This window comes from Ruegeria sp. AK4 (assembly GCF_056541025.1).
The window spans coordinates 41213-56831 of record NZ_JBQFXS010000015.1 but is presented as its reverse complement, the minus strand read 5'-3'; the positions used below and the strand labels follow the sequence as shown (position 1 = coordinate 56831).

General features: G+C 63.0%; 11 protein-coding genes and 1 pseudogene. 7 read left to right on the top strand and 5 right to left on the bottom strand.

Features of this window, described 5'->3' with window-relative positions:
- Positions 1–212 precede the first annotated feature (212 nt).
- Positions 213–380 (top strand): hemin uptake protein HemP, encoded by a 168-nt coding sequence (gene hemP, locus ACR0EZ_RS19925; RefSeq protein WP_480616420.1) that lies wholly within the window; start codon positions 213–215, stop codon positions 378–380.
- The gene (locus ACR0EZ_RS19920) at positions 377–853 is read left to right on the top strand and encodes a hypothetical protein (RefSeq protein WP_480616418.1); all 477 of its coding nucleotides are present in this window, start codon (positions 377–379) and stop codon (positions 851–853) included. Before hemP ends, ACR0EZ_RS19920 begins: the two co-directional genes overlap by 4 nt.
- A gap of 42 nt (positions 854–895) precedes the next feature.
- Here ACR0EZ_RS19920 and ACR0EZ_RS19915 read toward each other — a convergent pair whose 3' ends face one another.
- From ACR0EZ_RS19915 to ACR0EZ_RS19905, 3 genes and pseudogenes are all read right to left on the bottom strand, one after another.
- Complete coding sequence (locus tag ACR0EZ_RS19915; RefSeq protein ID WP_480616416.1) at positions 896–3958, bottom strand: aminotransferase class III-fold pyridoxal phosphate-dependent enzyme; 3063 nt, start codon at positions 3956–3958, stop codon at positions 896–898.
- A 238-nt stretch (positions 3959–4196) separates the two neighbouring features.
- A pseudogene (gene cueR / locus ACR0EZ_RS19910) lies at positions 4197–4586 on the bottom strand (Cu(I)-responsive transcriptional regulator).
- Entirely contained in the window at positions 4583–7054 is a 2472-nt protein-coding gene (locus tag ACR0EZ_RS19905) for a heavy metal translocating P-type ATPase (protein ID WP_480616414.1), read from the bottom strand. The pseudogene cueR and the gene ACR0EZ_RS19905 overlap by 4 nt, the downstream one beginning before the upstream one ends.
- Positions 7055–7678: 624 nt before the next feature.
- Here ACR0EZ_RS19905 and ACR0EZ_RS19900 point away from each other — a divergent pair.
- On the top strand, positions 7679–8242 hold the full coding sequence (locus ACR0EZ_RS19900) for a TetR/AcrR family transcriptional regulator (protein WP_480616412.1): 564 nt from the start codon (positions 7679–7681) through the stop codon (positions 8240–8242).
- 130 nt (positions 8243–8372) lie between these two features.
- Positions 8373–9530 carry an acyl-CoA dehydrogenase family protein gene (locus ACR0EZ_RS19895; protein ID WP_480616410.1) on the top strand — a complete coding sequence of 386 codons (1158 nt, stop codon included), beginning with the start codon at positions 8373–8375 and terminating at the stop codon, positions 9528–9530.
- Between the two features lie 74 nt (positions 9531–9604).
- Here the strand turns inward: ACR0EZ_RS19895 and ACR0EZ_RS19890 are convergent, their stop codons facing one another.
- Positions 9605–10492, bottom strand: coding sequence for a LysR substrate-binding domain-containing protein (locus tag ACR0EZ_RS19890; RefSeq protein ID WP_480616408.1), 888 nt, complete (start codon positions 10490–10492; stop codon positions 9605–9607).
- Positions 10493–10626: 134 nt separating this feature from the next.
- Here ACR0EZ_RS19890 and ACR0EZ_RS19885 point away from each other — a divergent pair, with 134 nt between their 5' ends.
- The gene (locus ACR0EZ_RS19885; protein WP_480616406.1) at positions 10627–12819 is read left to right on the top strand and encodes a dehydrogenase E1 component subunit alpha/beta; all 2193 of its coding nucleotides are present in this window, start codon (positions 10627–10629) and stop codon (positions 12817–12819) included.
- Entirely contained in the window at positions 12816–13850 is a 1035-nt protein-coding gene (locus ACR0EZ_RS19880) for an ACP S-malonyltransferase (protein ID WP_480616404.1), read from the top strand. Before ACR0EZ_RS19885 ends, ACR0EZ_RS19880 begins: the two co-directional genes overlap by 4 nt.
- Before the next feature lie 4 nt (positions 13851–13854).
- On the opposite strand, the gene ACR0EZ_RS19875 is transcribed toward ACR0EZ_RS19880, so the two are convergent.
- Positions 13855–14559 carry an SDR family oxidoreductase gene (locus ACR0EZ_RS19875; protein WP_480616402.1) on the bottom strand — a complete coding sequence of 235 codons (705 nt, stop codon included), beginning with the start codon at positions 14557–14559 and terminating at the stop codon, positions 13855–13857.
- 106 nt (positions 14560–14665) lie between these two features.
- Here ACR0EZ_RS19875 and ACR0EZ_RS19870 point away from each other — a divergent pair, with 106 nt between their 5' ends.
- Complete coding sequence (locus ACR0EZ_RS19870; RefSeq protein ID WP_480616400.1) at positions 14666–15517, top strand: LysR substrate-binding domain-containing protein; 852 nt, start codon at positions 14666–14668, stop codon at positions 15515–15517.
- Positions 15518–15619 lie beyond the last annotated feature (102 nt).

Genomic DNA, 15619 nt, shown 5'->3' with positions numbered 1-15619 from the left:
GCCTTCCTGCCTTGTTTCCCAAGACCTAACGCGGGTTTCCCTGTGGCGCAATTGCGCCAATACCGCGCGTCCGGAAAGCCGGGCTTGACATACCTTACTAAAATAATCAGATTAAGGGCAGAAGTCATCAGCCAACCCAGCTTTGGGTCAGCCAGATCGATAGAAAAGCGAACAGAACAGGCCATTTGCCTGAAAACCTCTGGAGTTGTCCGATGAACGCGCAGACCCCGACCGCCACCCAATCCTATGCCGTTTCCATGTTGCCCGCACACAAGGCCGAAGACCTGACCAAGGGCGGCAATCTGGCCCATATCGAACTGGGCGACCAGCTTTACACGCTGCGCATCACCCGCGCCGGCAAGCTGATCCTGACGAAATGAGCGCGCCGTCTTCGCGGGGCGGTGCAGCGGTGGGTCGCCTGTCCGACCTCGACCCTATCGAAGCGGGCGCGGTGATGTATCTGCGGCTTTGGGCGGATGGACCGGGCGGGCGTGCCGATGCCGCCAGCGATTTCGATATCGCGCTGGGCAAGGATCAAGGGCGCACCGCGATGCTGGCGCTGGACCGCCTGTGCTCGCTTTGCGCCCATCACGGGCGTCGCCCGCTGATACGGCATGGTTTGGGATGTTCGTGTCTGGGCGCGGATGAGAACTGCTTTGCCCAGATGATCGCGGCGGCCTCGGAAGGTGCGCGCGAGGATGCGATGATGATGGCCTCGCTCATCGTACGCCCGGATTTTGCCCCCGCGCTGGCCTCATTGTCCGAAGAACTGGGCCTGGCCCTGCGCAGAATGACGGAAGCCATCCCTTTGCCAACAACCGGTCACATGACCCCCGCGACCGTATTTCACTGATTGGCAAAGCAGGACCCCGGCCCGCGCAGCCGGGGTCATTTGCTAGCAACAGCCGCAGCCGTGATGGTGGTGATTGTGGTCGCAGGCCGGTTCCGGGGCGTAATCGCCAATTTCGGCCAGAACCTCGCGCAGCGCCCACAGGATCATATCCACGTCTTCGGCCTCAATGGTCAGGGGCGGGCGGATTTTCAGGATGTTGTCCCTGGGCCCTTCGCTGCCGATCAGAATGCGGTGATCGCGCATCCGGTTCTTGACGTATTTGCAGATTTCGGTGCCTTCCGAGCCGTCGGGATTGACCAGTTCGACCCCGACAAACAGCCCCATGCCGCGCACATCGCCGACACAGCCGAAATCGGCCTCGATCCCGCGCAGCCCACCCATCAGTCGCGCGCCCATCACGCGGGCGTTGTGCTGCAGCCCTTCGTCATCGACGATGTCCAGAACCTCTTTCCCGATGCGGCAGGACAGGGTCGAGCCGCCGAAGGTCGAGAAGAACTCGATCCCGTTGTCAAAGCTCTGCGCGATCTCCTTGGTCGTCACCAACACACCCAGCGGATGCCCGTTGCCGATGGGCTTGCCCATGACCACGATATCCGGCAGCGCGCCCTGATGTTCGAAACCGAAATAGCAGTCGCCCAGTCGCCCCAGCCCGGTCTGCACCTCGTCCGCGATACAAACGCCACCAGCGGCGCGGATTTTTTCGTAGACCGCAGGCAGATAGCCCTTGGGCGGAATGATCTGACCGCCGACCGAGGGGAAGGTCTCGGCGATAAACCCCGCAACCCCGTGGCCTTTGCCCTGTAGCGCTGCAATCGCGGGGTCGACAAAATTCGCGAACTTTTTGGCTCGCTCGGGGTCGTCGCGCCGGAACGATCCGCGATAGTCATCCGCCACCTCGACCAGTTCGACCCAATCCGCCTGACCGACCCCGCCCGACTTGTTGAACTTGTAGGCCGAGATCGCAACGGCGGCATTGGTATTGCCGTGATAGCCGTGATCCGGCGTCACGATACCCTTCGCCCCGGTATGCGCGCGGGCCAGCCGCAGGGCCAGTTCGTTGGCCTCGGTCCCTGAGTTGACGAAGAAGCACACTTGCAGGTGATCCGGTAGTTTTGACAGGATTTTATCCGCAAAGGCGGTCTGTGCCGGGTGCAGATAGCGGGTGTTCGAGTTCATCCGCTTCAACTGATCCGCCGCCACAGCCTGAATGCGTGGATGTGCGTGGCCCACATGGGGCACGTTGTTGTAGGCGTCCAGATAGGGGCGGCCCCATTCGTCGAACAGGTGATGTTTCCACCCCCGCACCAGCATCACCGGATCGTCATAGGTCAGGCTGAGATTGCCGCCGAAATGATCGCGCCGGCCTTGCAGGATCGCCCGCTTGTCGGTCGGCCGATAGGCCACCTTGTCGTCGGCCAGGTTCAGCAGCGCCGCCGGGTTGGGGCAGACCGCGTTCCACAGCTCCAACTCATCGGGGTCGGCCACGCCGGGCCAGTCGGCCTGCATCCCGTCCGTGGTCAGCGCCAGCTGGAAATGAACATGCGGGGCCCAGCCGCCGTTCTGCGTGGCATCCCCCAGCCGCGCAAAGGCCGCGCCCTGCGCCACCGGGTCGCCGGGTTTCAGGCGGTCACTGACTTCAGGGTCCAGATGGCCATAGAGGGTGTAGAACGGGTCGCCCCCGGGCGTTTCGTGGTGCAGGATCACCACGCCGCCATAATCCAGATGCGCATCCCGGTTTTCAACCGCCTCGACCCGGCCGCTCATCGGGGCATGCAGCACGGTTCCGGCAGGGGCAAAGACATCCACCGCCAGATGCACCGTGCGCCGATCCGAGGCTTTCCATGGCCCCTTGCGAAACCCCGGCTCGGCATAGATCAGGCGCGGTTCGTTGTAATACCCCAGCCAGAGGCCTTTGCCGAATTCCTCACCCACGCGTGCGGCTTCCTCCAGGGGCATGTGAAACGGGTTCTGCGGCCAGAGCGAGTTTTCCACTGACAGAGAGCCCATCTGTACATCGCTCAGATCCTGCCCGAACATCTGCGCGAAGTGGCCGCGATGATCCTGCAGATAGGCCTGTACCCGCTCGGCTCCCTTGGTCACCGGAAACCCGCAAGCCGCCCGCAACCGCGCCGACATCAGCCCGCCATTGACGGAAGCGTTTTCGAGAAACCGCCATGCGGGCGCCTGCGAAATGGTGACGTACGGGTCGTCCGGATTGTCGACTGCCATCAGGGTCGAGTTCACCACCGACACCGCCAGCCGCATGCGCAGCAGGGGCCAGATCAGATCCACCTCTTCCGCCCGCAGGCGATTGGCCGCGTGATAACCACGGACCAAGGCCGCCAGCGCACGTTCGGGCTTGGGATTGTCCAGCACGATATAGGCCCCTGCAATGGCCAGATCACAGATGCGCGGGGCGGCGCACATGTCCCCCAGATCGATCAGCCCGGACACCGATTGCCGACCCAACTCGCCCTCGACCAGAATATTGTAGTCATTGGCATCGTTGTGAATGGCTTGCTTCGGCAACGCCTCCAACACATCTGAGATGCGGTCATAGCCCGCCACAATGCCCGCCAGCAGATCGCGCCGACCCGGGTCTGAAATCGCGTCCAACTGCTCGCCGATCCACCCGGCCTGCATCATGTCCCATTTGAACTCCGGCCGGTGAAGACCATCATGCGAAAACCCCTGCAGCGCCCGGTCGGTTGCGCCCAGAACGCGGCCCAGCTTCAGGATCAGTTCCTCACTTTTCGGCGCGGCCTTGGCGTAGCAGGTTCCCGGCAACCGTTCGAGCAGCCAGACCAACCGGGCTTCACCTGCCGCATCCGCAATCTCTGGCAACAGCGCACCGTCCAGATCGGGAATGACCTTGGGAAAGGGCAGGCCCGGAGCCTCGGACGCGATATGTTCCAGCGCCCGAATCTGTAGATCGACCAGCTCTGTCTCGCAGCCTGCACGCATGACCTTCAGAACATAGTCCTGCCCGTTGGTAGCCTGCGCCAGAAAGTTAAGGTCATATTCCCCGTCCAGCCGCGTCAGCTTGACGTCGAACCCCCAGTGCCCGCGCACGGCCCCGGCCCAGAATGCAGTCAAATCGCTCATATGTTTCCCTGTCCAGATGCCAAATGGATCCCCTTCATCTGGCCAAAAATATCCTCGGGGGGAATCGCGCCGTCAGGCGCGATGGGGGGCAGACAGCCCCCCTTTGCCGTCACCCTAACGCGATCCGGAACGATATGTTCCACCGTCCGCCAAAGCCAGCAATAGGGGAATGTACCATTCGGGGTTTCTCTCCGCTGTTCAGTGCAGAGAAAGCAAAGCTGGGCTTAAAGGGCAACCCCTATGCCTTACCGCCCAGATCCTGCAGGATGGGGCAATCCGGCCTGTCATCCCCTGCACAGGCGTCGATCAGATGGCCCAGCGTATCGCGCATGGCGTTGAGGTCGGCGATTTTGGCCTCGATCTGCGCCAGATGATCCTTTGCCACCTGTTTCACATCCGAACTGGCCCGGGTTTCATCCTAATAAAGCGCCAGCAGGGTGCGGCAGTCCTCGATGGTGAACCCAAGCGCGCGGGCGCGGCCCAGAAAGGTCAGCTTGTGCACGTCCTGCTCGCGAAACCAGCGATAGCCGTTGTCGTCGCGCAGGGGTTTGATCAGGTCGATATCCTCGTAGTAGCGGATCGTTTTGGCGGGCAGGCCGGTGCGGGTGGCGACATCTCCGATATTCATGCGGGGGCCTCCTCGGTTGCGGGCAGGGTGGTCTCGGCCGCGCTGGCGCGGACGCGGCGCAGGCGCAGGGCGTTGGTGACGACAAAGACGCTGGACAAGGCCATCGCACCGGCGGCCAGAGCGGGCGACAGCAGATGACCGCCAAACGGATACAGAACCCCCGCCGCCACAGGGATCAGCAGTGTGTTGTAGCCAAAAGCCCAGCCGAGGTTCTGGCGGATGTTGCGCATGGTCCGGCGGCTGATTTCGACCGCATTTACCACGCCGCGCAGATCGCCCGACATCAGAACCACATCCGCCGTTTCGATGGCGACATCCGTGCCGGTGCCAATGGCAACGCCAATATCCGCCGCCGCCAGGGCAGGCGCGTCATTGATCCCGTCGCCGACAAAGGCCACCGTTCCGTATTGGGCGCGCAGGGCCTGAATAGCCTCCAGCTTGCCGTCCGGCAGCACCTCGACAGTGACATGATCGATCCCCAGAGCGTCGGCCAAAGCGCGGGCGGTGCGGGCATTGTCGCCGGTGATCATCGCAAGCTTCACCCCCATCTGGTGCAACGCCGCCAAGGCCGCACGCGTGCCGGGCTTGACCGGGTCCGAGACGGCAAGACTCGCCGCCGCCTGGCCGTCTATGGCCATGAACAGAGGGGTCGCCCCTGCAGCGGCGCGGGCGTCTGCGTCAGCTTGCAGACCGGCGATATCGATCCCTTGCTGTTGCATCAGCTTGTGCGAGCCGATGAGGATGTCCTTGCCTTCGACCCGCCCTTGCAGGCCGAGGCCGGTCAGCGACTGAACCTGCGACACCACAGGCAGGTCCGGGGGACCGGCGCGGGTGATTGCGGTGGCGATGGGGTGTTCGGACCGCGCCTCAAGCGCGGCGGCCAGCCGCAGAACTTCGGCCCGGTCAAAACCGTTTGCCCGGGTCACATTGTCCAGTTCCGGGCGGCCCTGTGTCAGCGTGCCGGTCTTGTCCAGCGCGATGACCTGCGCTTGCTGCAATTGCTGCAGTGCGTCGCCCTTGCGGAACAGCACACCCAGCTCTGCCGCGCGGCCCGTGCCCACCATGATCGAGGTCGGAGTGGCCAGCCCCATGGCGCAGGGGCAGGCGATGATCAGGACCGAGACCCCGGCGACCAGCGCCAGCGGCAGGGCAGGGGCGGGCCCAAAGATCAGCCAGACAAGAACGGTCAGACCGGCCACCGCCATCACAGCCGGCACAAATCGGTAGGTGATCTTGTCGACCAGTCCCTGAATGGGCAGCTTCGCGCCCTGCGCCTGCTCGACCATCTGGATGACCTGCGCCAGCACGGTATCCGCGCCAACGCGGCTGGCTTGTACCCGCAAGGCCCCTGTGCCGTTCACGGTGCCACCGACGACCTGATCGCCTGTGGATTTGCCGACCGGCACGGGTTCACCCGTGATCATGCTTTCGTCGACGTAAGAGGTTCCGTCCAGAACCGCTCCGTCCACCGGCACCCGCTCACCCGGACGGATCTGCAGAATGTCGCCCACCGCGATTTCGGCGATTGCGCGGTCCACGGTTGCGCCATCCTGTTCGACGCGCGCCGTCTTGGGCTGCAGCCCGACCAGCTTGCGGATCGCAGCGCCGGTTTTGCCCTTGGCGCGCGCCTCCATCAGCCGTCCCAGAAGGATCAGAACGACGATGACGGCGGCGGCTTCGAAATACACATTCGCCGTGCCTGCGGGCAGCAGATCAGGGGCGAAGGTCGCCGTGACCGAATAGAAATAGGCCGCCCCGGTGCCCAAGGCGACCAGTGCATTCATATCGGGCGCAGCGCGCAGCAGCGCCGGAATGCCCTTGGCGTAAAACACCCGCCCCGGCCCGATCAGCAAGGCCGAGGTCAGCGCGAACTGGATCACCTGGCTGGTCTGCGCGCCGATGGTGGCATGCACCCAGTGATGAAACGCCGGGATCAGGTGCCCGCCCATTTCCAGAATGAAAACCGGCAGCGCCAGCGCCGCGGCCAATAGCGTCAAGCGGGTCAGGTGGCCGATTTCATCCGCCTTGGTATCGGGGTCTGCACCTGTCGCCCCAGCCGGCTGCGTGGGATAGCCGGACCGGGTCACAACCTGCGCCAGCGCTGCGGGATCGGTCGCACCGTCGATATACGTCACCGCTGCCGTTTTATTGGCAAGGTTCGCAGTGGCCTCGACCACGCCTGGGTTCGCTTTCAGCACCCGTTCGATTTTCGCGACGCATGAGGCGCAGTTCATGCCTTCGACCGCCAGAACGGCGTGTCGCGCGGCTGCCGGATGGCCTGCGGCCTTTAGCGCGTCGGTCAGCGCAGTTACAGGCCCGTCAAACGCGACCTGCGCGGTTTCGGTGGCAAAGTTGACCGCCGCGCTTTCCACGCCCGGAACGACCCGCAATGCGGTTTCGACGCGGGCGACGCATGAGGCGCAGTGCATGCCTTCGATTCTAAGGTGATATGTCTGAGGGTCCGCCATCCGACTCGGTCCGGGCAATTTCGTTGCCCCTCAGATGGGGGTTCCAGTGACGGGAAGGTCAAGAGGGGTGCGTCAAAATTTCCGCACGGGCTCAGGTCGCCGGTTGCTGGCCAAGGCGTTCAGATGGGGTCGCCGATCAGTTGACCCTGCTGCGACCCGCCTTTGATGAATTTGGCGTAGGTTTGCGCCGACCCCATCCGTTCCTGATGCGCGCACTTTCGGGGTGAAGGTTACTTCAGCAAAAGCACGCGGCATGAGTGGTCCTTTCAGAGGCCCGGCGCTGGGCATCGCCTGTCGCCCTGACAAAGCAGGGCTGGGCGATCACCCTGCCGCGCTCAGATCAGCGCTGCGGCCAGAAGGGCGAGTGTCAGCAGGAAAGGCACGTATTGGGGCGAAAACGGGCTGGCGCGGCGTTGCATTTCTCGGCTCCTTTAGTGGACTGATCGGTAAACTTATCTCAGGGTGTACCGATCTGTCCGCCCAATCAATGAAAATGTGCAGCGGAACTGCCCAACACACGGGAAGGTGAGAATTGTTCCGAAGCGCGGCATGCAATTGTGGCAGTCAGATTGCATTCATGCACCGCAGGAATTATGTACCAATCAGTACACCTCGGAGGGGTTAATGCGTCCAAACAAACGGGATCAGCTGGTTCGGAAGGCTCTGGACGTGTTCTACCGGGACGGGTTTCACGCCACCGGCATGGACAAGCTTGTTGTGGAAACGGGTGTGTCCAAAACCTCAATGTACAAGCATTTCCGCACCAAAGAGGACCTGATCCTTGCAGTGTTGCGCCTGCGGGATGAAAGCTTTCGCGACTGGTTCCTGCAGCGCGTCGAAGAGATTGCCGACAGCCCGACAGACCAGTTGATCGCCGGATTCGACGTCATCCGCGAATGGTTCGAAGAAGACGGGTTTCGCGGCTGCATCTTTGTCAAGGCAGGCGCGGAATATCAGAACCCCGATCATCCCATCCACATTCAGGCGGCCGAGAATAAGCGCCTGGTGCTGGATTATTTCACGACCCTGGCCTGCAAAGCCGGCGCGCGCGAGCCTGAAAAGCTGGCCCGACAGGTGCAGTTGCTGCAGGAAGGGGCCATCGTGTCCGCGGTGATGCTGAAGAATTGCGAGTCCGCCACTGACGGGAAAGAGGCGGCAAGGGCGCTGATCACGGCGGCGCTCGACTGATCGGCAGCGGCTAACGCATTGATGACAAGAAACGTTGCGTAGCGCAGGGCGGGAACGCCGCGTCACCCGGATTGGCAGGGATCAAATCCGAAGATAGCTTTTCCGTAACAACAGTTTCGGAGAGCCCTTCATGTCGCTTTTTACCTCTACCGCCGCCTGGGTCACAGACGAACACCGGATGTTTGCCGAAATGGCAGGCCGGTTCATGGATGATGAGCTGACCCCCAATATCGAGCGCTGGGTCGACAATGGCGTCGTGGATCGCGATTTCTGGACCAAGGCAGGGGAAACCGGGCTTATGGCCGGGGCGATCCCCGAAGAATATGGCGGGGTCGGCGGCGGCATGGGGTTCGACTCGGTCACGATCTACGAACAGGCCGCGCGGGGGGATGCCGGGTGGGGCTATGGCATCCAGTCCATCGTGACCCATTACATCACTGCCTATGGCAGCGAGGATCAAAAGCGGAGCTGGCTGCCGAAACTGGCCTCGGGTCAGATGGTCGGGGCGCTGGCCATGACCGAACCCGGCACCGGATCGGACGTGCAGGCGGTGCGCACGACGGCGGACCGTGATGGCAATTCCTACCGGCTGAACGGGTCTAAGATTTTCATCACCAATGGCCAGACGGCGGATCTGATCATCGTGGCCGCGAAAACGGATAAGTCACTGGGCGCGAAAGGCGTATCCCTGATCGCTGTGGAGACCGAAGGCGCGGACGGGTTTCGCCGGGGGCGGAACCTCAAGAAGCTGGGGATGAAGGGCAACGACACGGCCGAGCTGTTCTTCGAGGACGTCAAAGTGCCGATGACCAACCTGCTGGGCCCCGAGGAAGGGCAGGGGTTCTACCAGTTGATGAAACAACTGCCGTGGGAGCGTCTGACCATCGGATTGATGGCGCTGGGCGCCATCGATTTCGCCATCGCCGAGACGGTCAAATACGTGCAGGAGCGCAAGGCCTTCGGGCAACGGGTCATGGATTTTCAGAACACCCGGTTCAAGCTGGCGGAATGCAAGACCAAGGCCGAGGTTCTGCGCAGCTTCGTCAACGATTGCATCGGCAAGCTTGAGGCGGGCGAACTGGACGCAGCCACCGCGTCGATGGTCAAATACTGGGGCTCGGACGTGCAGAACGAGATTGTGCATGAATGCCTGCAATTGTTTGGCGGCTATGGCTTCATGATGGAATACCCGATTGCCCGCCTTTACGCGGATGCGCGGGTGCAAATGATCTATGGCGGCACCAACGAGGTGATGAAGGAACTGATCGCGCGGTCGATTGACGTCTGAAACGGGCGCTCCCGCACCTGCCCGGCCCCCAGCCGTCCGCAAGACGCAAGGCCGAAGGCCGCGCAGTTTTCGCACTATGAGGACAGCTGTTCTTCCAGCCAGACCCGAAACGATTTCAGCGGTTCCGTCTCTGCCCGCCCGGTCGGCCAGACGAGGTAATAGTCGCCCAGACTGACCTCTGGCCCATCGCAGGCCGGCACAAGCCGACCGTTCTGCAGGTCTTCGGCCACCAGATACCCGGGCAGCAACCCCACACCCAGCCCATGAATGGTGGCCTGGATCATGGTCGAGAACTGGTCGAACATCATGCCGCGCTGCCCGCTGGCCGGGTGTCCTTGGGCGGCGAACCACCGGTCCCAGCCATCCGGGCGCGTTTCGAGATGCAGCAGAGGGGCCTGTGTCAGCCACTCGATGCCTGAGGGCTGGTCCGGCAAAAGTTCCGGCGCGCAGACCGGAAGCACCTCTTCCTGCATGATCTTCATGTAGTTCACGCCGCTCCAGTTCTTCTGGCCGAAATGGATCGCGGCGTCGAAGGGCTCGGTGTCAAAGTCGAACGGCTTCAGGCGCGTGTTCAGAATGACGGTCACTTCCGGGTGGCGGCGAGCGAAATCCTGCAGCCTCGGCGCCAGCCAATGCATCCCGAAGGCCGGTAGGATCGACAGATGCAGGGACCCGCCGGTGGGGTTCGCCTTCAGCTTCAGCGAGGCCTGCGCCAGTTGCTGCAGTGCCGCGCGCGCCGTCTGGACATAATCCTTGGCCGCAGGGGTCAGCTGCAGCCGCATCTGCGTGCGCTGGATAAGATCGACGCCCAGCTGTTCCTCCATCGCCTTCAACTGACGGCTGATCGCGCTTTGCGTCAGCGACAGTTCCTCGGCGGCGGCCGAGGCGCTGCCGAGCCTGTCCACCGCTTCGAGCGCCAGCAGGGACGATATGGATGGCAGAAAACGGCGGGGCGCGATCATATGACATTTCCTCATACCTTTGCTTCTGATTATCACTGGCTTTTTCCCTGCGCCAGCGGGATACAGGGGGTGTTTGGTGCAGGGATGCGCCCACATATCGGGCATGCCCCACCCCGTTTGAAAAAGGCCAGACTATGGACCGCGCCCAGATCGTTCATGAAAACTTCCTGTCTCGTGTGGCAAACCGCGACTTTCCGGACGGGCGGCCGCCATGTGAGGGCCTGAGGGATACGGATGCCGTGTCCCTGTTCCGGTCGCAGGTTCTGAGCCGGGCGCTGGACCGCACAAGCCGGGCGATGCAAAAGGCGGGGCAGGGGTTCTACACCATCGGATCGTCGGGGCACGAAGGCATGGCCGCCGTCGCCCATGCCCTGCGCCCGACCGATATCGCCTTTCTGCATTACCGCGACGCCGCGTTTCAGATCGCGCGGGCCGAGCAGGTGCCGGGCCAGCAGATCGCCTGGGATATGCTGCTGAGCTTCGCCTGTTCCAGCGAGGACCCGACTTCGGGCGGGCGGCATAAGGTGCTGGGGTCGAAAGCGCTGAATATTCCGCCGCAAACCTCGACCATCGCCAGCCATCTGCCCAAGGCCGTCGGGGCCGCTTATTCGCTGGGGGCTGCGCGCAGGCATGATCCCGAACATCGGGAACTGCCCTTGGACGGGATCGCCATGTGCTCGTTCGGGGATGCCTCGGCCAACCACTCGACCGCGCAGGGGGCGATCAACACGGCGGGTTGGACCAGCGTGCAGTCCACGCCTTTGCCGCTGTTGTTCGTGTGCGAGGATAACGGCATCGGCATTTCGGTCAAAACGCCCACGGGTTGGATTCAGGCCTCGATGGAGCATCGTCCGGGGATCAAGTATTTTCAGGCCAACGGGCTGGATATCTATGAGACATACGCTGTGGCGCAAGAGGCGGCCGATTATGTCCGCACGCGCCGCAAACCGGCCTTTCTGCATCTGAAAACCGTGCGTCTTTATGGGCATGCCGGGGCGGATGTGCCCACAACCTATCTGAGCAAGGCCGAAGTCGAAGCCGATGAGGCCAACGATCCGCTGCTGCATTCGGTCCGTTTGCTGGATCACGCCGGGGCGTTGCCCCCGGATGCGGCGCTGAGGATCTATCAGGACACCTGCGCCCGCACCGACCGCATCGCTGCCGAGGCCGCGACCCGCCCGCATCTGGCAAACGCGGCAGAGGTGATGGCCAGCCTGATCCCGCCCAGGCGCGCCTGCAAGCCGACAAACGGGCCGACCGCCGACGCCCGCGCCACCGCTTTCGGTGGTGACATGCGGGCCATGCAGGACCCGCAGCCCCTGAGCCGCCTGATCAACTGGGCGCTGACCGATCTGATGTTAGAGCATGGTGAAATCGTCTGTATGGGCGAAGACGTGGGCCGCAAAGGGGGCGTCTATGGCGTGACCCAGAAACTGCAGCAGCGTTTTGGCCCGGACCGGGTGATCGACACTTTGCTGGATGAACAGTCCATTCTGGGGTTGGCCATCGGCATGGGCCATAATGGATTTGTGCCGATCCCGGAAATCCAGTTCCTCGCCTATCTGCACAATGCCGAAGATCAGATCAGGGGTGAGGCGGTGACGCTGCCGTTTTTCTCGAACGGCCAATTCACCAATCCGATGGTGCTGCGGATCGCGGGCCTTGGGTATCAAAAAGGCTTTGGCGGGCATTTTCACAATGACAACTCGCTGGCAGTTCTGCGCGACATTCCGGGGGTGATCATTGCCTGCCCCTCGACCGGTGCGGATGCGGCGCAGATGCTGCGCGAATGCGTGCGGCTGGCGCGGGAAGAACAGCGGGTGGTGGTGTTTCTGGAGCCCATCGCGCTCTATCCCATGCGCGATCTGCATCAGGCGCAGGATGGGGGGTGGATGACGACCTATCCCTCTCCGGACCAGCGGATCGCGTTGGGTGAGGTCGGGGTGCATGGCGATGGCGACGATCTGGCCGTCGTGACCTATGGCAACGGCCATTATCTGTCGCACCAGGCACTGCCCGAGCTGCAGGCGGCAGGCATCAAGACCCGCATCATCGATTTGCGCTGGCTGGCACCGCTGCCGGCCGAAGCGCTGCTTGAGGCGACGCACGGCTGCAAACATGTGCTGATCGTCGACGAATGCCGCCGCACCGGCAGCCAGTCCGAAGCGCTGATGACTTTCTTCGACGAAGAAAGTCCCGCCACCCCGACTGCCCGCGTGGTGGCTGAGGACTGTTTCATCCCAACCGGGCCTGCCTATGCCGCGCCTTTGCCCTCGAAAGACGGTATCGTCGCTGCCGCATTGCAACTAACCGGAGCCAGCACATGACCCGTACCGCCGTCGTGATTTGCCCCGGTCGGGGCACCTATAACAAGCCCGAACTGGGCTATCTGCATTGGCACCACGCGGACCAATTGCCGATGTTCCGCGCCTTCGACGCCATTCGGGAAGAAACCGGGCAAGAACCCGTGACGGCGCTGGATGCCGCAGATCGCCTTACGGTCGGGAAATACTCGCGCGGCGATGTCGCCTCACCCCTGATTTATGCCGCATCGCTGGCCGATGCGCAGGCGCTGGCCGAGGATATCGAGGTGGTCGCCGTCACCGGGAACTCGATGGGCTGGTACATCGCGCTGGCCGTGGCCGGGGCGTTGAGTGCGGAAAACGGGTTCCGGGTTGTGAATACGATGGGAACCCTGATGCAGCAGCATCTGATCGGCGGCCAACTGGTCTATCCCTTTACCGACGACACCTGGGTCAACGATCCCGGTCGGAAACAGGCACTGATACAGGACGTTGCGCGCATCGACGCGACCGAGGGGCAGGATCTGGCACTGTCGATCGATTTGGGCGGCATGCTGGTTCTGGCCGGAAACGATGCCGGGCTGGCCGCGTTCGAGGCGTCTCAGCCCGTGGTTCAGGACCGTTTTCCCATGCGCCTGCCCAACCACGCCGCGTTCCACACCCGGCTGCAGGCCCCCGTGGCGGCGGAAGGCCGGGCGCAACTGGCGGCGGGTCTGTTCGGACAGCCCCGCCATCCGATGATCGACGGGCGGGGCAAAATCTGGTGGCCGGACGCAACCGACACGGATGCGCTGTGGGATTACACGCTGGGCCATCAGGTGACGGAGCCCTATGATTTCACCCGCGCCGTGCAAACGGCGGCGCGCGAGTTTGCGCCGGACCTTTTCATCGTGACCGGTCCGGGCGCGACCCTTGGCGGGGCAGTTGCGCAGTCGCTGGTTCTGGCCCAGTGGCGCGGCATGACGGACAAGGCCGCGTTTGCAGCGCAGCAGGAGACCGCGCCCCTGCTGGTCGCCATGGGCCGCGACGACCAAAGGGCGCTTGTGACCGGATAGCCGGTCAGACCGCGCGGGTGATGCCGCCGTCCACCCGAATGTTCTGCCCGGTGATGTAGCCGCCGCCGTCTGAGGCCAGCAGGGAAATGACCGAGGCGATCTCGTCATAACTTCTTCCATAGCGACCCATCGGGATGCGCAACCGGAATTCCTCTTTCTCGGGCAGGCTGTCGATGAAGCCGGGCAGCACGTTGTTCATGCGGATGTTGTCGCCCGCGTATTTGTCCGAGAACAGCTTGGTAAAGGCGGCCAGTCCTGCGCGGAACACACCGGATGTGGGGAAAACCGGGTCCGGTTCGAAGGCGGCGAAGGTCGAGATGTTGATGATGGCCCCGCCACCTTGCGCCTGCATGATCGGCGTGACCAGCCGGGTCGGGCAGACGGCGTTCAGGAAATAGACATCCATGCCGGTGTGCCAGTCGTCGTCGCTCAGTTCCAGAACCGGGGCGCGGGGGCCGTGCCCAGCGGAATTGACCAGCACATCGATCCGCCCCCAATGGGCCATTGCCGCATCCACCAGCCTTTGCAGATCACCGTTCGACTGGTTCGATCCGGTGATGCCAACGCCGCCCAGTTCGCGGGCCAGTGCCTCACCCTTTCCGGATGAGGACAATATCCCCACCTTGAACCCGTCTGCCGCCAGCCGCCGGGCCGCATCCGCGCCCATCCCGCTGCCACCCGCCGTTATCAGCGCCACCTTGTCTGCCATCTTTCCAATCTCCGTTTCCAGTCTGCGGACAACATGGCGCCAGAGCCGGAATTTGACCAATCAGTTCTTCTGCCCTTATGCTGTAGAAAATCTACTGAGTAGCGCCATGCCCGCCCTTCCCCCGCTCAACGCCCTGCGCGCTTTCGAGGCGTCCGCCCGGCACCTGAATTTCCGCCTTGCTGCCGAGGAGCTGGGTGTAACCCAAGGCGCCGTCGCCCAGCAGGTGCGCGGGCTTGAGGCGCGATTGGGCGCACCGCTGTTCGACCGCCTGCCGCGCGGGTTGCGCCTGACCGAGGCAGGGCGGCGCTTTCATGCCCCGCTGCGCCGCGCCTTTCGCCTGATCGAAGGGGCTGTCGGAGAGTTCTCGGGCCTGCGCCAGATAGTGATTTCCGTCACCCCGAGCTTTGCCTCGAAATGGCTGGTCCCGCGCTTGCACGAATTCACCACCCGGCACCCCGATATTGAAGTGCGTGTGGACGCGCGCGAAGCGCTGGCGGATTTCAACCGGGACGGGGTCGACATCGCCGTACGTCAAAGCCGCAGGCCTATTGCGGCAGGTTTGCAGGCCCAGCCGCTGCTCTCGACCGAGTTCATGGTGGTTTGCGCGCCTGATCTGGCGGCGCAGGTCTCGGGCCCTGCTGACCTGATGCCGCATGTGTTGCTCAGCGACTCTCATGGGCTTTGGCCTTTGTTTCTTGAACATGCAGGGGTGACGGGCAAGCCGCGCATGATGACGTTCAACCAGACCGGACTGGCGATTGATGCCGCTGTTTCGGGGCAAGGCTTTGCGCTGGCCAATGCTGCCCTCGTGGCGTCGGAACTGGAGAGCGGGCGGTTGGTCAGGCCGTTCGATCAGGTTCTGGTCGATGATCTGGGCTTTTACGTGGTCGCGCCTAGGAAACCGCGCCATCCCGAACTTGTCGGGAAGATGCGGGACTGGCTGCTATCCCAGGCCTGAAGGCGGCACAAAATCAGTAATTAACTGAAATCACTGCACGACGGTCCCGTCGCGTTTTTTGTGAATGGATTTGCTCAGCACGGCAGGTTAGGGGATTAGGAA